The following is a 20,491-nucleotide window of genomic DNA, read 5'->3' as shown; positions in this document are numbered from 1 at the left end:
TCAGGTGCGCCACGATATGCATCTTGGAGGTAGCTACTGGGTCGATTTTCGAAACTTTTACGTGCATTTTCACTCGTGCACAGCATTTGCTGTGCACTCACGGTTTTGTGTGCCACCTATGAGAAGTTAAGTCCGTCAAGAAGTTTGAGAGGCGGGTGCCAGTACACCGGTTCACTGACTCCCTGCTCCGCAAGGAAGCTCCGTGCACGCTGATCCAGCGCCGCCACCGCCGGCTCGGTCAGGTGCGCCGTGAAAGCGGTCACGAGCTTCGTCAAACTCCAGTAGTCCAACTCGGGGTGGAACTGAAGGGCGAGACGCGGGGAACCACTTATCCTTTCAATCAAATAACAATGCGCGGCCACAACCGAGCTCCCCGTCGGCAGCGAGCCAGCATCGCCTTCCATCTGTTGCTGCCAGAAGTCATCGCTGACCAACAGGGAGTAATCGAGCTGGCGGCGGCGCTCGTAGTTGATCCGGCCACTGCCCTGCTCTAGGAAGTCACTTAACCGGACGAGCGCCTGCTGCATCGACTCCCAGTAGTTTGAGTCGCACAAAACCCACAGCCTGTTATTCAAAATGCTGTGACTCTCGACGACGCCCAGGAGGCCCACTGCCGCAACGGGCCTGATGGTTGCACCCACGAGCAGTGTGGCGCACGACAATGTCTCGCGGAGTACCAAAGTCTTGCGACGGCCGGATAGCAACACAGACGCCCATCGCGTCCAGATTGCCGCCGGCAGCCGGGCAGCCTTCTTCTGGATTCGCTTCTGACCGGGGATCGGTGCGCACGGCAGCGTCGTTGCAGTGCGGTATCGCAGCTGGAGTTCAGGACCCAGATCGGCGTTACGCGCCTTCAAGACGATGGCAGCGGCGATGTCGCTATCTCGAACGCATGAGCGGATTTCCGCTGGGCCGCTGGTGGCGTTCTGCCCTGCAATGAACCATCGTGCGGCCATCCCACAGTCGGCCACGCTTGCGTGCCGCAACACCTTCAAGGCCAATGTGGTACCGACGGCAACATCCAGAGCACGAAGCGGCGCTTTGTTATTCAGTGTTTCTCGCGCCTGTGAGGACGTGAAACCTACCGTATGCTCGCCCGTCAGGTCATCCTCAATGCCCTGAATCGTCAGGCTGTGGGTCGACGAATAGTTCAAGATCCTGTTGGCAAGGCTTCGGACAGCCCCCAGGACCTCCTCCAAAAGTCGTGGGTACGCGTCGAAAATTCCGAAATCATAGTAGCCGTCGTCAATAACCTCATTGACCGCCTCCTGCGCCCACGAAAAGTCGTGTCTATCGGTCCACCGCAATGCTGGAACCGTTCCCAGTGGGAGGCCGCAACGGCAGGTGGCTGGAGGCTCGATGCGGCGGTAGTACTGGGTCGATCGCTGATAGCTTCCGCAGCCGGGACATTGGTCGACGAGGATGCAATTGTGTTCCAGGCACGCGAAGGACCAACCGAGGCGCCAGCGCAATTGCCACCGACCGCCCGTTTCGCGTAGGCATGCAGGGCAGAACCGGGACCTTGGCAGAGCTCCGAAGGGGAATTTTGGATTGAGGCGCTCCGTGTCCGCATCAATATGCAAGGCGGTCCCGTCGTACTTGCTCAGCGTCATCGCTTCGAACGACTCCGCCGGTACACCGGTGGCCGCCGCGAGCAACTGCGCCTGCGCCGGCGGCAGGCAGGTCAACCAAGGCGGCTTCGCGGTAGCCGGAAGCTTTGCGGCTGCCGCAAGGGTTCCGACGGTGCCCCCCATTGCACGTGCACTGGCCTCCAGCCACGAATCGATCGATTCACCCTTAAGTGGTTGCACCTGAAGCGGAAGCCAGCGGCGCGCGACTCTCATTTCGAGCAGCTACTTTGACAAGATCTTGGGGCCGAGTCGGCAGTTAGCGGCTTGACCTGCACTTATGCTGCCAGACACTCAGATCGACTGACGCTGTTGTTTAACAATCAATGCGCGCTTGTCAATCTTCATTGCATCTCGGCAGCAGCCTCACCGCGCCATGTTGGTGAACCGCGACAGGTGCAGCTGGTGCGCAACCGTCACCGTCTTGGTGGGGCCGTTGCGGTGTTTGGCGAGAATAAAATCCGCCTCTCCCCCGCGTGGGTCGTCGCGCTCGAACGCGTCCGGCCGGTTCAGCAGGATCACCATGTCGGCGTCCTGCTCGAGCGATCCCGACTCACGAAGGTCCGACAGCATCGGCTTCTTGTCGGTGCGCTGCTCGGGACCACGGTTGAGCTGGCTGATCGCGACGACGGGGACTTCGAGCTCCTTGGCCAAAAGCTTGAGGTGACGCGAGAATTCGGATACTTCGAGCTGCCGCGACTCGACCTTCTTGCCCGACGACATCAGCTGTAGATAGTCGACCACGACCAGTCGCAGGTCGGACTTCTGCCGCAACCGGCGAGCCTTGGCGCGGATCTCCATCATCGTCAGGTTCGGCGAGTCGTCGATATACAGGGGCGCCTCGCTGATCTCGCTCATCCGCCGGGCCAGCCGCGTCCAGTCTTCGTCGCTCATGCGACCGGACCGCATGTCGGCGAGCTTGATCTTCGCTTCCGCCGACAGCAGCCGCATCACGATTTCGGACTTGCTCATCTCCAGCGAGAAAATGACGCTGGCCATGCGGTGCTTGATGGAGCACGACCGCAAAAAATCTAGCCCCAGTGTCGACTTGCCCACCCCAGGCCTGGCCGCGACGATGATCATCTGCCCGGCGTGTAGGCCGTTGGTCACCTCGTCGAGTTCGGTGAAACCCGTCGGCACGCCGCGCGCGACGCCACCGTTGGACGCGATGGCGTCGATCTCGTCCATCGTCGGCTGCAGCAGATCCTCGAGCGGAACGAAATCCTCCGACGTCCGGCGCTCGGCCACCTCGTAGATCTCAGCCTGCGCGCGGTCGACCACCTCGGCCACGTCGGCACCCTCGGCGCCCGCGTAGCCGTACTGCACGACCCGGGTGCCGGCCTCCACGAGGCGCCGCAGGAGCGCCTTCTCGGCCACGATGGTCGCGTAGTAGCTCGCGTTGGCCGCGGTCGGCACCGTCGAGATCAGCGTGTGCAGATACGGTGCCCCGCCGATGCGCCGCAGCAGGTTGCGGCGGTCCAGCTCCGCGGCGACCGTCACCGCGTCGGCCGGCTCGCCGCGCCCGTAGAGATCGAGGATCGCGTCGTAGACGTTCTGGTGGGCGGGGCGGTAGAAGTCGCCAGGCCGCAGCCGTTCCAGCACATCGGCGATGGCGTCCTTGCTCAGCAGCATGCCGCCCAGCACCGCCTGCTCGGCCGCCATGTCCTGCGGTGGCTGCCGGCCGAAGTCCTCGCTTGGCGGCGAGGAATCCATGCCCGACGCCAAGTCATCGACGACCGCCACGGATTCCCTCCTCCCCTGATTCACGCATCCGAACATACATTCGAAGTCGACCTCGAGCGTAAGTCAAGGTGCTGACAACCTGCGCCCAGAGCACCCGCACGCCCGGCGCCGGGACGACGTTAAACGTTGCTGGCTAGTACGCAAAGGGGGCGCTGTTTATGAACCTGTGCATCGTGTGTGCATATCCGTCGACACCTGTGTTGAGCGGGGTGTGGAGAACCTGTGGATTAATGCAAAGGGCTAGGACATCAGTGCAGATACCGGCCATACAACGGCATGGAATTCGTGTGGACAAGAATCTCTACGGCGTGTCGGGCCAGGTTACTGTGCCGGGCGTGTTGGCTTTCGGCCGTGTTTTCCCAGCGTTACGGGCCGGTAAAGCGCCCTGGCGGAATACACCCCAGAAATAGTTCGCCGGGGGGCACGTCCGCGATTGCTGTCACCGGAGTGTGCCCGCGTGGCCGCAGCGCAACGCAGCCCGGCGGCGGCCGATCAGGCCACCGCCGGGCTGTGAGCAAATGTCGGATGCTTAGCTCTGCGCGACGACCTCGAGCGCGACCTCGACGTCGACCTCGGGGTGCAGGTGCACCGCCACCGGGTGGGTCCCGACGGCCTTGATGTGCGACTTCGGCAACCGCACAATGCGCTTGTCCAGGTTGGGGCCGCCGGCCTTCTTGATCGCCGCGACGACGTCGCTGGCCGTCACCGAACCGAACAGCTTCCCGGAATCGGCCGCGGTCTTCACCGGCAGCGCGACCGGGCCGAGCGCCTCGATCGCCGTCTTGAGTTCGTTGGCGTGCCCGAGGTCGCGGACCGCCTTGGTTTCGCGGGCCCGGCGGATATCGTCGGCCTGCCTCTGCGCGCCGCGGGAGGCCACGATAGCCAGCCCGCGCGGGAGCAGGAAGTTACGGCCGTAACCATCCTTGACCTCGACAGTGTCGCCGACGGTACCAAGGTGGTCGACGTCAGCCGTCAGAATCAGCTTCATCGTTTCGTACTTTCGGTAGGCCTGCGGCGACTATCGCGCCGAGGAGGTAAAGGGCAGCAGCGCCACTTCGCGGGCGTTCTTCACCGCGACGGCGACGTCACGCTGGTGCTGCACGCAGTTGCCGGTGACGCGACGCGCACGGATCTTGCCGCGCTCGCTGATATACGTACGCAGCAGCGCGGTGTCCTTGTAGTCGATCGCTTGTCCCTTCTTCGAGCAGAAGACACATTTCCGCGCCTTGACCGGCTTTTCCGGAGCCGGCCGCCGCTTGTTGGACTTGGCCATGTCTGTTTTTCTTTCCGTTCTCTATTACTGAAGTTTCTTCAAATCAGAAGGGCGGTTCGTCGTCGCCGCCGCCGAACGAGCCCGATGCGGGGGCACTGCCCCACGGATCGTCCGCGGGTGCGCTGCTCGCCGGCGCCGACTGCTGGCGGGATCCGCCGCCGCCACCACCGCCGCCACCGCCGAAGCCGCCGCCACCGCCACCGCCACCGCCGCTGCGGCTGGCCTTGTTGACCTTGGCCGTGGCATACCGCAGCGAGGGGCCGATCTCGTCGACCTCGACCTCGACGACGGTGCGCTTCTCACCTTCACGAGTCTCAAAGGAGCGTTGCTTGAGCCGGCCCGTGACGATCACCCGGGCACCACGCGTGAGGCTTTCCGCGACATTCTCGGCGGCTTCCCGCCAGATGTTGCACCGCAGGAACAGCGCCTCGCCGTCTTTCCATTCCCCGCTTTGGCGGTCATAGATCCGGGGGGTCGACGCCACGGTGAAGTTCGCGACGGCCGCACCCGACGGGGTGAACCGCAATTCGGGGTCGGCGGTCAGGTTTCCAACAACGGTGATAGTGGTGTCACCAGCCACAATTTCCTCCTGGGTCCGCCGCTCGGGTGGTGGGTGTCATGAGCGTACTTTCGCTGAGCTCTCCACAGCCTAAGCAGGTGCGCCGACGAGAAGCACGCGACGCAGCCAAGGCTGTTAGTGCTTGTCGGTGCGCATCACCTTGGTGCGCAGTACCGACTCGTTGAGGCTCAGCTGGCGGTCGAGCTCGGACACCGTCGCCGGCTCGGCCTTCAGGTCGACGACGACGTAGATGCCTTCGGCGTGCTTGGCGATCTCGTAAGCCAGACGGCGCCGGCCCCAGATGTCGACCTTGTCGACGGATCCACCATCCTTGCGGACGACGTTGAGGAACGTCTCCAATGACGGGGCAACGGTGCGCTCGTCGAGCGTGGGGTCAAGAATGACCATGATTTCGTATGGACGCATGGAAACCTCACCACCTCCTCTGGTCTGTGCGGCCACGGACGTTCCGTGGCAGGAGGGTCGCCTGCGTCGGCAACCGCATCAGAGTACCGGACAGCGGGCTGACCAGAAAAATCCGGTCGTTTGGGCAACCTTGCTACTGCCGGGCGGCCAAGTATTCCTCGGCCCTCGCCACCGTCGCGGGATCGGTTTTGGCGAGCGCGCCCGAGTCGAACGGCGGCTGCGGGTCGTATTCGATGAGCAGCTGCGCCGCCTGCGCGGCCTCGCGATCGACGAGCAGCTCCACCAGACGTAGGGCCATGTCGATGCCGCTGGACACTCCGGCCGCGGTGATGATCCGCTGCGGCAAATGTTCGACGACGCGCTCCGGCACGTAGCGGGCGCCCAAGCCGTTGAGGAGGTCCGCGGCCCGCCAGTGGGTGGTGGCGGTGAGCCCATCCAGCAAACCGGCCGCGGCGAGCAGCAGGGCACCCGTGCACACCGAGGTGGTGAACGTCGTGTTGGGATGTACCGCTAGCAGCCACCCCTTGATGGCCTCGTCGTGAACGAGCTGCCGGGTACCGATGCCGCCGGGGAACACCACCACATCGGGTGTAGCCACCTCGTCGAAGGTGGCGTCGCAGCTGATGCCGAGCATGCCGTTCTCGGTCCGCATTTCACCGCGCTGGTGCCCGACGAACACGACGTCGATCGACGGGATGCGTTGCAGCACCTCGTACGGACCCACCGCGTCGAGCGCGGTGAATCGCGGGAAGACCGGGATGGCCACCTGCGTCACGGCGCTGAGGCCACTTCGCTGGCCACCGCGGGTTGCTCGTCAGCGGCGTGGGATTCCGGGACGCCCGAGCGGCGCGAACCAATCGGCCGCAGCCGGTCCGGCACCCACCGGGGTGGCGCGTCAGGTGCGCGGTCGAACGGCCCGCCCACCGGATCGTCCACCCGGCCGTCCCAGCGCACCAAATCCTCACCGGGCCGGTAGATCTGGCGAATCACCAACGCGCACAACACGATAACCGCGATGTCGCGCAGCAGCACCGTGGTGGTGAAGAACTGTTCGGGTAGCGAACGGTTGGGATTGCCGTACAGGAAATACATCCGCGGCACCCACACCAGCGCGTCAAGGGTCATCCACGTCAGCAGTAGCCGGCGATGCGGGAGTGCGAGCACCGCCAGCGGCACCAGCCACAGCGAGAACTGCGGGCTCCAAACCTTATTGGTCAGCAGGAAAGCGGCGACCACTAGGAACAGTAACTGCGCCACGCGTGGCCGTTGCGGGGCGGTCAGTACGATGAATGCGATTGCCGCACAACACGCCACGAACAGCACCGCAACGACGGTGTTGAGCACCGTCGGCGGCTGCCAGAACCCGAGCTTGGGATCGAAGCCCCGCCAGCCGGTGAACGACTTGATGACGTTGTACACCGAGTCCATGTCGTCGCCGCGACGCGTGTTGAGCCGGAAGAACTCCGACCAGCCCCGCGGAAAGAACACCAGCACCGGCAGGTTCACCAGCAGCCAGGTCACGCCCGCCGCGACCGTGGTGCGGGCCCATGCACGCAGACGTCCGGTCCGAATTCCCAGCAGCAGCATCGGGCCCAAGAACAGCAACGGATATAGCTTCGCCGCGGCACCCAATCCGATCAGCACCCCGGCCAGCACCGGTTTTCGTCGCGCCCAGGCCAGGAGCCCGGCCATCGCGAAAGCCGTTGCCAGCGCGTCGAAGTTGGTGAATATCTGAAAGATCAGTATCGGGGAGCCGGCCACCAGGGCCGCATCCCAGATCCGCCGCCCGGCCAGACCGGCGCTCGCCCAGACGGTGGCCAGCCAGGCCAGTGCCAGCCCGAAGGCCGCGACGTCGAAGAACATCACCACCTCGGCGACCACCGGAAGCGGGGCCAGCTTGCTCAGCGCGGTGTAGGTCTTGGCCAGCGCCATCGACACGTACTGATAGATCCCGGTCAGCACCGGATACTCCATGTAGCGCACCGCGGGCCGGCCGTCGTAACGGATCTGCTGGGCGCCGGTCGAGTCGGTCTCGACCCAGCTCGACTTGTAGGGAAATTTGCCCTGGCTCAACAATTCTGCGCCGTAGAGCGGCACGGTATCGGAGTAGCACAGCTCGTAGTAGGCGCGCTGGTTGTTCCAGTTGGCAACCCGCTGGTCGGCGGTCCCGGTGCCGGTGCTTTGCAGACAGGCCGCCTTCGTCGACCAGCCGAGCGCCAGGAACACCAGTGCGATCAAGAACATCACCCGCACCGGGGTCATCAGCCGGGAGCGGCCGATCAGCGCGTGCCGGCCGACCGGTCCGCCGACGACGTCGGCGAGTGCGGCACCCAGAAAGTCGGTGCGGCTCGGGCAATCTCGGCTGTCGGCGCTGCGCAGATCCGCGGCGAGCCGCTGCGGTGAGGTCGTCGCGCCGTGCTCCGCGGCGTCGGTCACGGTGGCGGTGGCGGCGCTTGGGCTCCACCCGGCGGGACGCCACCACCCGGGGGACCACCAAACGGGCCACCCGGGGGGCCACCAAACTGACCACCCGGCTCCGGGCCACCACCCTGCTCCGGCCCACCCGGCGGACCGACAGGCGCCCGTGGCGCCGCGGTGATCGTCGTGGGCGGACCGACCGGAATGGTGATGCCCGGCGCCACTTCGATGGTGGGCTGGATGACGGTCTCCGACGGCGGCGGGGGCGGCGGGGGTGCAACGGGCACGCCCGCGTAACCGCCGATCTCGGTCGGCTTGGGGAAGGATTCGTTGGACGTGCCCTTGAGCGCGCCGTCCATGGTGGACTTCCAGATGTCCGACGGCAGCCCCGAGCCGTAAACCGGTCCGCCTGAAGCCGTTACCAGCGGGCTATCGCCCTTGGCGGTGCCCACCCACACCGCCGTCGAGAGCGACGGCGTGTAACCCACCATCCAGGCGTCCTTGTTCGAGGTGGTGTCACCGAGCTGGGTGGTGCCCGTCTTGGCCGCCGACGGCCGACCGCCGGACAGGGCGTGGCCACGCGAATAGGCGGCGATCGGCACCATGGCCGCGGTGGTGTTGTCGGCGACGGCCTTGGGGATGCGCTGCTCGGTCTTGTTGTCGGAGTTGGCGGCATCGAACAGGACCTGGCCGTCTGAGTTGACGACCTTCTGCACGAAGTGCGGGCGGTGATAGACGCCGGAGGCCGCCAGCGTGGCGTACGCCGAGGCCATGTCGAACACCCGGGTTTGATACTGGCCCAGCACAACTCCGTTGTTGGGTGGTCCGCCCTTGCCGTCCTCGGATAGGGTGTGGTCGACGCCAGGGAAGCTGGTCGCGATGCCGGCTTGGTGCGCTGCGTCGGCGACGGCCTGCGGGCCGCCCTTGAGCTTGAGCATCAGCCGGTAGTAGGAGGTGTTCAACGACATCTTGAGCGCCTGGGCGATGTTGCAGGTTCCGCAGCTCTCGCCCTCGACGTTGGTGATCTTGATGCCATCGACGGTCAGCGGTGAGCTGTCCACCTGGTAGCCCAGGCCGATCCCCTGCTCGAGCGCGGCGATGAGGCAGAACACCTTGAACGACGACCCGGTCTGCAGGCCGGCCTGGGCGAAGTCGAACCCGTTGGCGTCGGTGCCGCCGAAGTACGCACGTATCGCGCCGTCGTGTGGGTCGACCGACACCGCGGCCGAACGCATATCGGGATCCTGGCCGTCGAGGTACTTCGACACCGCCTTCTCCGCGGCCTGCTGGGCCTTCGGATCGATGGTGGTGGTGACCTGTAGGCCCTGGGTGTTCAGGGTCCGCTCGTCGATGTTGAACAGTTCCATCAACTCTTTGGTCACCTGACGCTCGATCAGCCCGTTGGGCCCGGTCGTCTGGTTCTGCGCGCGCGCCTGATCAGGCGGCACGGTCGGCGGGAATTCCTGCGCCCTGCGATCACTCGGAGACAGCGCCTTGGTTTCCACCATGCCGTCGAGCACCCACGCCCAGCGGGCACGGGCGCCCTGCGGATCAATCGCCGGGTCCAATGAGGACGGCCGCCGGATCAGTGCCGCCAACAGTGCGCCCTCGGAGACCGTGAGTTGCTCGACGGGTTTGTTGAAGTAGGCCTTTGCGGCGGCCGAAATCCCGTAGGCGCCCCGACCGAAGTAGATGATGTTCAGATAGGCCTGCAGCACATCGTCTTTCGACCACTCCCCCGACATCTTGGTGGCGATGACAAGTTCCTTGGCCTTACGCATCAGGCCGCTGACCCCGTGCTGGGCCGAACCGACCAGCGCGTTCTTCACATACTGCTGGGTGATCGTCGACCCGCCCTGCAGATCACCGCTGCCGAAGAGGTTGTTGTTCACTGCGCGCACGAAGCCGCTGAAATCGAATCCCGGGTTCGAGTAGAAGTTTCGGTCTTCGGCGGCGATCACCGCCTGGCGCACATGCACGGGAACCTGATTGATGTTGACGTCGACCCGATTGCCTTCGGGCGGAATGATCTTGGCGATCTCCGAGCCGTCGCTGGCCAGGATCGTCGAAACCTGATTGGTGCGAAGGTCACCCGGCTTGGGGATGTCGACGATGAAGTACGCCATGGCGAACGTGACGATCGGCAGCAGCACCAGCACGGCCGCGCAGAGGTAGGCCCCGCGCCGCACCCATAGCCAGTTGATCTGCTCGGTCCAGGTCCAGTCGCGCCACGGCGGCAGCGGCCGGCCGCCGGGACCGCCGGGTCCTCCCGGACCTCCTGGCCGGCGGGGCGGAGGGGGCGGGCCGCTGGGCGGACCACCGCCGAGGCCGGGGCGATCGAGCCGGCCGGACGTCGGTCTCCGGCCGTCGAGTGCGGCCTTGACCTCGTCGAGCGCGTCGCGCCGTAAGGGCGTCGACGGGGGGCCGGCCAGCGCAGCCTTGACTTCGTCGATGGGGTCGGAGCGTCGTGGCGCCCGGTCGTCTTGGACCGGCGGCAGGATCGTCGTCAGCCGATCGTCGGGCGGGGCCTGACGGCGACGGCGGTTGATGGTCGGCGGCGCTTCCCGGCGTTCGGGATCCCGACGACCGGCGTCCGGACGGTCGGGCTCCGGGCGCTTGTCAGAACTCTGATTGCCTACATGCTCAGTCGCTGGCCCACGTTGGTCACCGGACGACTGGCTGTGGCGTCCTTCGTTATTCAATGGCCGTGCGAGCGTTGTTGCGCGCCGTCCGCGTGCGTCCGGTCCCCCTGGGAGGAGGTGCCGTGCGCGCCGCGCCGAGCACATAGGACTTGACGAGATGGTTCCAGCTGCAGGTCCGGCACACCTCCACCACGTGGACGGCGAACTCCTCGAAGCGGGTGGCCAGCATCACCAATTCTTCGGCCGTGCGCGCCGAGCCCGACACCGCACCGAGGTGCTCGCCGAACACCCACGACACCAGCGTCAGCTGCTCCTTGCGGCAGATCGGGCACATGACCTGACTGGGTTTCCCGTGAAACTTGGCGGCGCGCAGCAGATACGGGTTCGCGTCACAAACCTCGGACACACCGGTGCGGCCCGAGTACACCTGGGCCAGCAGTGAGCGCCGTCGGAGCGCGTAGTCCACCACTTGTCGCTGCAGTCGCACGCCCACCAGAGTACGTCGCCATCCCGACCAGTGATACGCAACCGAACCGCGGCGGTCCGTGCCGGGCGTTCGACGACGGTATCTGTGGGCTCGCGCGCGTCACTGCCGCCCCTGCAGTCCCGGCTCCGGGAGTGCATGGTCTTTTCGAAGTGCGATAGCGCCGGCGCTAGCACGTTTTGGAGTCACCCATGGGTGCCATCTCGGTGCCCATGAGGCCGGTGTGGCGGCGGCCCATATCGATTGGTCGCGCCAGGTGAGCGCGCCCGCGCTCACCGACCTTGCGGACCAGCCGCGCCAAAACCACGTACTCGATCGTCGAGCCCGACCGACCCGACCACACCGGGTGGGCTCTCGCAGATGAGTCTGCCCACGTAAAGCCCGGTCCTCCGGCTCGTTTCACACCCGTGCACTGTGACGAACGGCAAACCAACAGTCAGTGGTGTTGTGGCTAATATATCGAGACGATACGATTGCGCGAGGCGTCGAACCGTCGTAACCAGCCACGCAAATCTTTTCAGGGAGGTGATTCGGTTGCTGGAGCTTGCCATCCTGGGTCTCCTGATCGAGTCGCCCATGCACGGCTACGAGTTGCGCAAGCGGCTGACCGGTCTCCTCGGTGCGTTCCGGGCGTTTTCGTACGGATCGCTCTACCCCGCCCTGCGGCGCATGCAGGCCGAAGGGTTGATCGCCGAGGATGCCGCGCCGGCCGGGACGCCGGTCCGGCGGGCCCGGCGCGTCTACCAGCTGACCGACGAGGGCCGCCGGCGCTTCGGTGAGCTGGTGGCCGACACCGGTCCGCACAACTACACCGACGACGGCTTCGGCGTACACCTGGCGTTCTTCAACCGGACTCCGGCAGAGGCGCGGATGCGCATTCTGGAAGGCCGCCGCCGTCAGGTCGAGGAACGACGGGAAGGCCTGCGCGACGCCGTGGCGCGGGCCAGTAGCTCGTTTGATCGCTACACCCGTCAGCTTCATCAATTGGGGCTCGAGTCCAGTGAGCGCGAAGTCAAGTGGCTCAACGAGCTCATTGCTGCGGAGCGGGCTATGCCCGGCCTCTCCGAGCAAACGTAAATCCCTGCACATACCCAGCATCCCAGTCAGTGGTTAGAGGTTAGGAGAACGCCCATATGAGTGAGCAGAACGCGCCGCAGGCGTCGACGGAGGTACGAGTCGCCATTGTCGGCGTCGGTAACTGCGCGTCTTCGCTGGTTCAGGGCGTGCAGTACTACTACGACGCCGACGCGAACAGCACCGTGCCCGGCTTGATGCACGTGAAGTTCGGTCAGTACCACGTCCGCGACGTGAAGTTCGTCGCGGCGTTCGACGTGGACGCCAAGAAGGTCGGCTTCGACCTGTCCGAGGCGATCTTCGCGTCGGAGAACAACACCATCAAGATCGCCGACGTACCGCCCACCAACGTGACGGTGCAGCGCGGCCCGACGCTGGACGGCATCGGCAAGTACTACGCCGACACCATCGAGGTGTCCGATGTCGAGGCCGTCGACGTGGTCCAGGCGCTGCGCGAGGCCAACGTCGACGTCCTGGTCTCCTACCTGCCGGTCGGCTCCGAAGAGGCCGACAAGTTCTACGCCCAGTGCGCCATCGACGCGGGCGTGGCGTTCGTCAACGCGCTGCCGGTATTCATCGCCTCGGACCCGGTGTGGGCCAAGAAGTTCGCCGACGCCGGCGTGCCGATCGTGGGCGACGACATCAAGAGCCAGGTCGGCGCGACCATCACTCACCGCGTGATGGCCAAGCTGTTCGAGGACCGCGGCGTGCAGCTGGACCGCACCATGCAGCTCAACGTCGGCGGCAACATGGACTTCCTCAACATGCTCGAGCGTGAGCGCTTGGAGTCCAAGAAGATCTCCAAGACGCAGGCCGTCACCAGTAACCTGCAGCGCGAGTTCAAGACCAAGGACGTACACATCGGCCCGTCCGATCACGTCGGCTGGCTCGACGACCGCAAGTGGGCCTACGTGCGGCTGGAAGGCCGCGCCTTCGGTGACGTGCCGCTGAACCTGGAGTACAAGCTCGAGGTCTGGGACTCCCCGAACTCCGCGGGCGTCATCATCGACGCGGTGCGCGCCGCCAAGATCGCGAAGGACCGCGGCATCGGCGGCCCGGTGATCCCGGCATCGGCGTACCTGATGAAGAGCCCACCGCAGCAGCTGCCCGACGACATCGCGCGCACCCAACTCGAAGAGTTCATCATCTCGGGCTAAGGCCCGACGCTCGGCCGACTCCTACCGTCGAGTGTGGGCCCCGGGAACGAATTCGGGCGCTGTCCCCCTGCCGAGGGCCCACACTCGGCGCATCATCGCCAAATCATCGACACGATGCTGTGCAGGTGCTTAGCATCATGTTTCGATGACCGTTCAACCCGCAGCGTTCCTGCGCACCACCCTGCCCCTTGACCTGTCCGGGCTCGCCGGACTCGACAGCGGCCGGTACCACTCCATCTGGCTGCCCGATCACATGGTCAGCTTCTGGCCGGACTCGCTCTGGACTCCCGAATTCACCGACCTGGCCGCCGCTTCCCCCTCGCCGCACCGCCACCTGGACGGGCTCGCGGTGGCGGCCGCGGCGGCCGTGCTGACCGAGCGGGTTCCTCTGGTCAGCGCCGTGGTCGACACCGTGCGCCGCCATCCCGCCATGCTCGCCCAGACGGCGCTGACCATCGATCACCTCGCCAAGGGGCGTTTCATCCTGGGGCTGGGCAGCGGCGAGAGCGAGAACACGCTGCCCTACGGCTTCGACTTCTCGCGTTCGGTCAGCCGTTTCGAGGAGGCGCTTGCGGTGATCCAGCTGCTGTGGCGCAGTGACGGCCCGGTCGACTTCGACGGCCAGTTCTATTCGCTACATCATGCCCGCCTGGACACCGAACCCTACGAGGGCCGGCAGCCCCCGATCTGGATCGGCGCCAGCGGCCCCCGGATGCTCGACATCGCGGGCCGCTACGCCGACGGGTGGTGGCCGGCGGGCGCCTGGACTCCCGAGCACTACGCCCAGATGCTCACCGCGGTAAGGGCATCCGCAGACCGCGCCGGGCGCGACCCGATGGCGATCACCCCGTGCTTCATCCAGGTGTGCCTGATCGGCTCGGACGACGCCGCCCTCGCCGAGATCCTGCAGGCTCCCCTGGTCAAGGCCTTCCTGCTGCAGGTCTCCGCAAAGACGCTGCGCGACTTCGGGTTCGAACACCCGATGGGCGAGAGCTGGCGGGGATTCCAGGACATCGACCCGGCCGTGCTCACCCGGGAACGGATCGTGGAATTTCTGGACAACGTGCAACCCGAGATGGTGCTGGCCGTCGTACCGCACGGCACGCCCAAAGAGGTCGCCAAAATCGTCAAGACATACGTCGACGCCGGCCTGCGCGTGCCCAAGATCCTCGACTACGGCGCGATGGCCGGCGTGAAATACGCGCAGGCCTCGGCGGCCAACGTTCGCGCGGCCGAAGACGAACTGCTGCGGCTCTGCGGAGACCTGCCGTGACACCACGTTTGGACGCCGCGGAGATGCTCGCCGCCGCCGAGGCGGAGACCGGACTGCGCGATTACGGTGATGCCACCCTGCCCGAACGCTTCGCCGTCGCCGTCGACCACCTCAACGGTCTGGGCATGGATGCCGATGGCCGCTTCGAAGCCGCGCAGGTGTGTCGCTGGCTGCTGACGTCGCGCCTTGAACTCATCGAAGACCGCAACCGCTACCCGATCGGTGCTGAGGTGATCGAGTCGCCGATGTTCGTCACCGGCGAACCCCGTTCGGGCACAACGCTTATGCATGCCCTGATGTCCGTCGACCCGCGCGCCCGCGCGCTGCGGTTCTGGGAGGTGATGTATCCGTCCCCGCCGCCGGGGCTCGCAGCACCCGACGACGACCGCCGGGCGCGCGCCGACGCGGATTGGCGCGAGATCAACGCCAAGATGCCGAAATGGCTGCACAGCCACCCCTACAACGACATGCTGGGCGACGGCCTTCCCGAAGACGAGCGCACCTGGGCATTCGACTTCCGGGTGATGACGCCGACGGCGTGGTGGCGGGTGCCCATGCAGTCGCTGGTCGGCGGCCTGGCAACCGACGCGGCCGCGCAGTACCGGCTGCACAAGGCCATGCTGCAACAACTGCAGTACCGACGGCCCCGGAAATACTGGGTGCTGAAGGGGTTTCACGGATTTCGCCTCAAGGAGATGTTCGACGCCTACCCCGACGCCACCCTGGTGTGGCTGCACCGCGACCCGGTGCAGGTCGCGGCCTCACGCACGATGATGATGGCCGACATCGCCGAAGGCATGGTCGGTCCCGTCGACCTGCACGCCCTGGCGAAGATGCATCTGGAGTTGACGCGCGATGGCGTCGCCAACACCATGAGCAACCCCATGGTGGACGATCCGCGCATCCTGCACATCCGCTACACCGACTTCGTCGCCGATCAAATCGCGACTGTCCGGCGGTATTACGAGTTCGCCGGACGCAAACTCACGCCGGAGGCCGAATCGGCGATGCGCGACTACCTGGCCAACAACCGCGGCGACCGGTACGGCAAGTTCCGCTACTCCACCCGGCTGCTGATCGACATCGGCGAGGACCTCGATGCGCTGCACGCCGAATTCCGGCCATTCCGTGAGCGATTCGGTGTCGAGATCGAAACCCGGGGCTGATGTGACGTCGCCGCACAAACGCCTGTCCGTCCACGACGTCACCTTCTTCGGCGCGCCGCTGGCCGAAGTGGCACAGCATTGGGCGGCCCTCGGCGTGTCGCGGCTCAGCGTCTTGGACAGCGAGCTGCTCGACCCACAATTTCCAAAGCTGTTGCAGCGCAATACCTACACCGTGGAGGCGGTGTGCCACATCTTCGGCGGTGGCCGGCTCGACGCATTCGGGACCGCGGCCCGGGACGCGTTGCTGGCGGTGATCGACGCCGCGGCCGCGGTCGGCGCCCGGGTGGTCTACCTGCTCACGGGCGGCCGGGGGGCACTGACCTGGCCGCAGGCCGCCGATCGCTTCAGCGCGTTGATCGCGCCCTGTGTCGAGCACGCGGGGCAGGCGGGGGTGGCGTTGGCGATCGAGAACGCGTCCAGCCTCTACGCCGACATTCATCTCGCGCATACCCTGCGCGATACCGTCGCGCTGGCCGAGATGAGCGGACTCGGAATCTGCATCGAGCTGTTTCACTGCTGGGCGGAAGGCGATGTCGAAGCGATGGTGCAGCGGGCATTGCCACGAACCGAGCTCATCCAGCTCAGCGATTACGTGCTGGGCGACCGGGCGCTCCCGGGTCGCGCGGTGCCCGGCGACGGCGTGATCCCGCTCGAAGCGTTCGTCGGCCAGGCCTTGGCCGGCGGCTACGCGCACGGATTCGACCTGGAACTGATCGGCCCCCGCATCGACGCCGAGGGCCGGCTGCAATCCGCGCGGCGCGCCTGCGATGTCGTGGGCGCGATGCTGAACAGATTGGGTGCATGACAATGGGTTTCGGCGACGGCCCCGACGACGCGGCACTGCAGTCGGCGTGGACCGAATTCTGCGCCCAGCTGGAGCGCGCGGGCCGGCAGGTGTTCAAAGACGCCAACCCCGCCAAGGCATCGCAGCGCGTCGATGCGTACCGATTTCTCACCCAAAACCTCGGCCAGGCCTTCGATCTGGCACTCGAGACCCGCGACACCGGCTACCCGGCGCTGCATGCCTTCTGCGGTCCCACCCGCAAACTCGGCGGGGACTGCGCCGACTTCACCTATCAACAGGCGTGGATCGACGGGCACTCCAGCTATCGGCTCACCGGCACCCGCGGCACCGCCCGCTTTTTCAACGTCACCGTGCAGGGACGGCGCACGCCCGGCCCGGGCGTCTTGCACGAGCCATTCGGCGACACACCGGAGGCAAACCTGGTCGGCCACCAACTCGACATCGGCGAAGACGGGCGGTTCGAGCTTTACCTCGGAGGCCCCGAACGCGGGCCGAACTGGCTACCCACCACACCGGAGTCCCGGAAACTGTTCATCCGCCAGGGGTTTGACCGCTGGGACGAATCGCCGGCGCAGCTGCGCATCGAACGCATCGACATGGCCTCCCCCAAGCCGTTGCCCACCACCACCGACATGGTTGACGCGATGCGCTGGGCCGGCGATTTCGTCACCGGCCTGATGTCGGATTGGCCCGAATTCCCCTTCAACTACGGCGGCGTCGACGCCGAGCACCCCAACACGTTCCCGCACGTCGGCGTCACCGACGCCGACAACAAACGCGGCAGGGCCGCGGCCAACATGTACTGGGAGCTGGCGGCCGACGAGGCGCTGATCGTCGAGTTCGACGCCCACGACGGGCTGTGGATGTTCACCAATATGGGTGTCTTCTTCAACAGCATGGACTACCTGTACCGCCCGGTGAGCTATACGCCGAGCCGCACCAAGGTCGACCGCGACGGCCGCATCCGCCTGGTTATGGCTCACCGCGATCCGAGCGTGCACAACTGGCTGGACACCCAGGGCTTCGAACGCGGCAACCTGACCTACCGGCACATGCTCGAGGGCGAGCCCGCTGTGCTGGACACCCGGCTGGTCAAGCACGACGCACTGCCGGGCGCCCTGCCCGAGGAAACCGCCATGGTGAGCGCGCCGGAGCGCGCCGCCGCGATGTGGCAGCGCTTCCGTGGCGTTCGCCGCCGGTACGTCCTATAGCTAGTGTCAAAGATCGTGACCGAGATTTCCGAAGACGAACTGGCCGGGCTGTCCGAATTCTCGCTGCTGTCCGAAAACGCCGAGCAGGCCGGGGTCTCCGGTCCCCTGCCCGACGCCGAGCGCGTCGAGTCCGGCACGGGCGAAAGCAAAATCAGCGCCCTGCGCTGGGGCAGCGCTCCCCCGCGAATCGTGTTCGTGCACGGCGGCGGGCAGAATGCGCACACCTGGGACACCATCATCGTCGGCCTCGGTGAGCCCGCTCTGGCGGTCGACCTTCCCGGCCACGGCCACTCCGCCTGGCGCGAGGACGGCGACTACTCGCCGCAGCACAACGCCGACACCTTGCTGCCGATCCTGCGCGAACACGCCGCGTCCGCCGACCTCGTCGTCGGCATGTCGCTGGGCGGATTGACCGCGATCCGGCTGGGCGCGGTGGCACCCGAACTGGTCAAAGAACTGGTGCTGATCGACGTCACCCCGTCGGCGCTGCAACGGCATTCCGAGATGACCAAGGAGCAGCAGGGCACCGTGGCTCTGATGCACGGGGAACGCGAATTTCCCAGCTTCCAGGCCATGCTCGACTTGACCGTCGCGGCGGCCCCGCACCGCGAGGTGAAGGCTCTGCGCCGCGGGGTGTTTCACAACTCGCGCAAGCTGGAGAACGGCCAGTGGACGTGGCGCTACGACGCCATCCGTACCTTCCCCGATTTCGCCGGCCTGTGGGACGACGTCGACGCCTTGTCCGCACCCGTGACGTTGGTGCGCGGCGGCTCGTCGGGCTTCGTCAGCGACGACGACGCGGCCGAGTTGGCCCGTCGCGCAAAGCATTTCCGCGCCGCGCACGTCGTGGAGAATTCGGGCCATTCCGTGCAAAGCGACCAGCCACGCGCGCTGATCGACCTTCTGCGTGGAGTGCTCGACGCACGCTGAGCCTACGGTGGGCTAATGACTTCTGAGTTCGGAATCCGTATCGGTGTCCAGCTGCAGCCCCAACACGCTCCGCAATACGGCCAGATGCGCGACGCCGTGCGCCGCTGTGAGGACATCGGCGTCGACATCGCCTTCAACTGGGATCATTTCTTCCCGCTCTACGGCGATCCCGACGGTGCGCATTTCGAATGCTGGACGATGCTCGGGGCCTGGGCCGAGCAGACCTCGCGCATCCAGATCGGCGCGCTGGTCACCTGCAACTCCTACCGCAATCCCGAGCTGCTGGCCGATATGGCCCGCACCGTCGACCACATTTCCGACGGCCGGCTCATCCTCGGCATCGGTTCGGGTTGGAAACAAAAGGACTACGACGAGTATGGCTACGAATTCGGCACCGTCGGCAGCCGCCTTGACGACCTGGCGGCCGCACTGCCCCGGATCAACGCGCGGCTGGCTAAATTGAACCCGGCTCCCACCCGCGACATCCCGATCCTCATCGGCGGCAAGGGCCCGCGGAAGACATTGCGCATGGTCGCCGAATACGGCGACATCTGGCACGGTTTCACCACCGTCGAGACCTATCCGGGGGCGGCGGCCGTGCTGGAAGAACATTGCGCCGCGGTCGGGCGCGACCCGTCCACCATCGAAAGGTCGGCCGGCGTCGAGAACAACAGCGGCGTGCGCCGCGGCGAGGGCCTCGACGGGCTGATCGCCAACGCCGAAGGCCTCACCGCCCTGGGCGTGACGCTGCTGACCGTCGGCGTAAATGGTCCGCACTACGACCTGACCGCCGCCGAAGCGCTATGCAAGTGGCGCGACAGCCGTTAAAACCGGCGTATTCAGGTTCCTCGGCCAAACACTAAACGCGCGCGTCAATTCGTGAGAAACTCTCAGCGCTGGCTTGCCGAACCGGGCGTGAAAGAGACTGAAACAAAAAGATGCCGAAGAAATACGGGGTCAAAGAAAAGGACCTGGTTGTTTCGCACATCCTGCACCTGTTGTTGACCGGGAAGCTGCGCACTGGAGACCGCGTCGACCGCAATGAAATTGCGCTGGGCTTGGGAGTGAGCCGGGTGCCCATTCAAGAGGCACTGGTCCAACTCGAACACGACGGCATTGTGTCCACGCGATATCACCGGGGCGCGTTCGTCGAGCGGTTCGATGAGGCCACCGTCCTCGAACACCATGAGCTCGACGGAATGCTCAATGGGATTGCGTCCGCACGCGCGGCGACCAGTCCCACGCCAAGAATCCTGGGCCAGCTCGACACCCTGATGCGCTCGCTGCGCACCGCCAAGGATTCGCGCGCATTCACCGACATCGCCGCCGAGTATCGGCGCACCCTCAACGAGGAGTACGCCGGTCCGCGGCTGCATGCCACGATCCGCGCCTCGCAGGATCTCATCCCCCGCCTGTTCTGGACGACCTACCAGAGCGGACGCGACGAAGTGCTGCCGTTCTACGAAGACGAGACCGCGGCGATACAGCGGCGCGACCCCGAAGCCGCGCGGGCCGCGTGCGTCGACCGCTCCTATCTGATGGCGCAGACCATGCTGGCCGAACTGGTCCGGCGGCGGGTCTTCACCCCGCCCGACGACGTCGGTCGCGTCGTTCCGGGCCCGCTGCCCGCGATCGCCGACGCGGGCCCGATCTCCGACGAAGCATCGCTGGTGCTGTGAACCGACTCTGAGCGGGCCAGGTC

The 20,491-nt window shown here is 65.9% G+C and carries 19 protein-coding genes; 9 read left to right on the top strand and 10 right to left on the bottom strand.

Features of this window, described 5'->3' with window-relative positions; all coding sequences use genetic code 11:
* Window positions 1-116 precede the first annotated feature (116 nt).
* From MTY59_RS07855 to MTY59_RS07810, 10 genes are all read right to left on the bottom strand, one after another.
* Window positions 117-1,844, bottom strand: coding sequence for a TniQ family protein (locus MTY59_RS07855; protein WP_221045165.1), 1,728 nt, complete (start codon window positions 1,842-1,844; stop codon window positions 117-119).
* Window positions 1,845-1,994: 150 nt separating this feature from the next.
* Window positions 1,995-3,371 (bottom strand): replicative DNA helicase, encoded by a 1,377-nt coding sequence (gene dnaB / locus MTY59_RS07850; RefSeq protein ID WP_221045164.1) that lies wholly within the window; start codon window positions 3,369-3,371, stop codon window positions 1,995-1,997.
* A 529-nt stretch (window positions 3,372-3,900) separates the two neighbouring features.
* Window positions 3,901-4,359: a 50S ribosomal protein L9 gene (rplI, locus tag MTY59_RS07845; protein WP_221045163.1), complete on the bottom strand. Its 459-nt coding sequence runs from the start codon at window positions 4,357-4,359 to the stop codon at window positions 3,901-3,903.
* A 30-nt stretch (window positions 4,360-4,389) separates the two neighbouring features.
* Complete coding sequence (gene rpsR / locus MTY59_RS07840; RefSeq protein ID WP_221045162.1) at window positions 4,390-4,644, bottom strand: 30S ribosomal protein S18; 255 nt, start codon at window positions 4,642-4,644, stop codon at window positions 4,390-4,392.
* A 43-nt stretch (window positions 4,645-4,687) separates the two neighbouring features.
* On the bottom strand, window positions 4,688-5,224 hold the full coding sequence (locus MTY59_RS07835; protein ID WP_221045161.1) for a single-stranded DNA-binding protein: 537 nt from the start codon (window positions 5,222-5,224) through the stop codon (window positions 4,688-4,690).
* A gap of 114 nt (window positions 5,225-5,338) precedes the next feature.
* A complete protein-coding gene (rpsF, locus tag MTY59_RS07830; RefSeq protein ID WP_007771721.1) occupies window positions 5,339-5,629 on the bottom strand; it encodes a 30S ribosomal protein S6 in 291 nt (96 codons plus the stop codon).
* Window positions 5,630-5,762: 133 nt separating this feature from the next.
* Entirely contained in the window at window positions 5,763-6,404 is a 642-nt protein-coding gene (locus MTY59_RS07825) for a DJ-1/PfpI family protein (RefSeq protein WP_221045160.1), read from the bottom strand.
* Complete coding sequence (locus MTY59_RS07820; RefSeq protein WP_221045159.1) at window positions 6,401-8,065, bottom strand: glycosyltransferase family 87 protein; 1,665 nt, start codon at window positions 8,063-8,065, stop codon at window positions 6,401-6,403. The genes MTY59_RS07825 and MTY59_RS07820 overlap by 4 nt, the downstream gene beginning before the upstream one ends.
* Complete coding sequence (locus MTY59_RS07815) at window positions 8,062-10,749, bottom strand: transglycosylase domain-containing protein (RefSeq protein ID WP_431190732.1); 2,688 nt, start codon at window positions 10,747-10,749, stop codon at window positions 8,062-8,064. Before MTY59_RS07815 ends, MTY59_RS07820 begins: the two co-directional genes overlap by 4 nt.
* Window positions 10,742-11,176 (bottom strand): DUF5318 family protein, encoded by a 435-nt coding sequence (locus MTY59_RS07810; RefSeq protein ID WP_064883320.1) that lies wholly within the window; start codon window positions 11,174-11,176, stop codon window positions 10,742-10,744. Before MTY59_RS07810 ends, MTY59_RS07815 begins: the two co-directional genes overlap by 8 nt.
* 531 nt (window positions 11,177-11,707) lie before the next feature.
* Between MTY59_RS07810 and MTY59_RS07805 the strand changes: the two genes are divergently transcribed.
* From MTY59_RS07805 to MTY59_RS07765, 9 genes are all read left to right on the top strand, one after another.
* Window positions 11,708-12,250 (top strand): PadR family transcriptional regulator, encoded by a 543-nt coding sequence (locus MTY59_RS07805; RefSeq protein ID WP_067257326.1) that lies wholly within the window; start codon window positions 11,708-11,710, stop codon window positions 12,248-12,250.
* A gap of 56 nt (window positions 12,251-12,306) precedes the next feature.
* Window positions 12,307-13,404 carry an inositol-3-phosphate synthase gene (locus MTY59_RS07800; protein WP_221045158.1) on the top strand — a complete coding sequence of 366 codons (1,098 nt, stop codon included), beginning with the start codon at window positions 12,307-12,309 and terminating at the stop codon, window positions 13,402-13,404.
* Between the two features lie 145 nt (window positions 13,405-13,549).
* Window positions 13,550-14,677, top strand: a complete 1,128-nt coding sequence (locus MTY59_RS07795; RefSeq protein ID WP_221045157.1) for an LLM class flavin-dependent oxidoreductase — start codon at window positions 13,550-13,552, stop codon at window positions 14,675-14,677.
* Window positions 14,674-15,843 carry a sulfotransferase family protein gene (locus tag MTY59_RS07790; RefSeq protein ID WP_221045156.1) on the top strand — a complete coding sequence of 390 codons (1,170 nt, stop codon included), beginning with the start codon at window positions 14,674-14,676 and terminating at the stop codon, window positions 15,841-15,843. Before MTY59_RS07795 ends, MTY59_RS07790 begins: the two co-directional genes overlap by 4 nt.
* A gap of 1 nt (window position 15,844) precedes the next feature.
* Window positions 15,845-16,648 (top strand): sugar phosphate isomerase/epimerase family protein, encoded by an 804-nt coding sequence (locus tag MTY59_RS07785; RefSeq protein ID WP_221045155.1) that lies wholly within the window; start codon window positions 15,845-15,847, stop codon window positions 16,646-16,648.
* 2 nt (window positions 16,649-16,650) lie between these two features.
* The gene (locus MTY59_RS07780) at window positions 16,651-17,859 is read left to right on the top strand and encodes a DUF1214 domain-containing protein (protein WP_221046317.1); all 1,209 of its coding nucleotides are present in this window, start codon (window positions 16,651-16,653) and stop codon (window positions 17,857-17,859) included.
* A 15-nt stretch (window positions 17,860-17,874) separates the two neighbouring features.
* Window positions 17,875-18,789 (top strand): alpha/beta fold hydrolase, encoded by a 915-nt coding sequence (locus MTY59_RS07775; protein ID WP_221045154.1) that lies wholly within the window; start codon window positions 17,875-17,877, stop codon window positions 18,787-18,789.
* A gap of 15 nt (window positions 18,790-18,804) precedes the next feature.
* Window positions 18,805-19,617: an LLM class F420-dependent oxidoreductase gene (locus tag MTY59_RS07770; protein WP_221045153.1), complete on the top strand. Its 813-nt coding sequence runs from the start codon at window positions 18,805-18,807 to the stop codon at window positions 19,615-19,617.
* Between the two features lie 110 nt (window positions 19,618-19,727).
* Window positions 19,728-20,468: a GntR family transcriptional regulator gene (locus tag MTY59_RS07765; RefSeq protein ID WP_221045152.1), complete on the top strand. Its 741-nt coding sequence runs from the start codon at window positions 19,728-19,730 to the stop codon at window positions 20,466-20,468.
* Window positions 20,469-20,491: the final 23 nt, after the last annotated feature.

This window comes from Mycobacterium senriense (assembly GCF_019668465.1).
In the GTDB taxonomy this organism is placed as follows: Bacteria; Actinomycetota; Actinomycetes; order Mycobacteriales; family Mycobacteriaceae; genus Mycobacterium; species Mycobacterium senriense.
The sequence above is the reverse complement of the archived record's forward strand: the minus strand, read 5'-3'. Positions and strand labels throughout refer to the sequence as shown.

Coding starts and splice junctions, on each gene's coding strand:
- rpsF (WP_007771721.1), bottom strand. CDS start 5,629: ATGCGTCCATACGAAATCATGGTCATTCTTGACCCCACGCTCGACGAG.
- MTY59_RS07780 (WP_221046317.1), top strand. CDS start 16,651: ATGGGTTTCGGCGACGGCCCCGACGACGCGGCACTGCAGTCGGCGTGG.
- rplI (WP_221045163.1), bottom strand. CDS start 4,359: ATGAAGCTGATTCTGACGGCTGACGTCGACCACCTTGGTACCGTCGGC.
- MTY59_RS07765 (WP_221045152.1), top strand. CDS start 19,728: ATGCCGAAGAAATACGGGGTCAAAGAAAAGGACCTGGTTGTTTCGCAC.
- MTY59_RS07800 (WP_221045158.1), top strand. CDS start 12,307: ATGAGTGAGCAGAACGCGCCGCAGGCGTCGACGGAGGTACGAGTCGCC.
- rpsR (WP_221045162.1), bottom strand. CDS start 4,644: ATGGCCAAGTCCAACAAGCGGCGGCCGGCTCCGGAAAAGCCGGTCAAG.
- MTY59_RS07770 (WP_221045153.1), top strand. CDS start 18,805: ATGACTTCTGAGTTCGGAATCCGTATCGGTGTCCAGCTGCAGCCCCAA.
- MTY59_RS07795 (WP_221045157.1), top strand. CDS start 13,550: ATGACCGTTCAACCCGCAGCGTTCCTGCGCACCACCCTGCCCCTTGAC.
- MTY59_RS07855 (WP_221045165.1), bottom strand. CDS start 1,844: ATGAGAGTCGCGCGCCGCTGGCTTCCGCTTCAGGTGCAACCACTTAAG.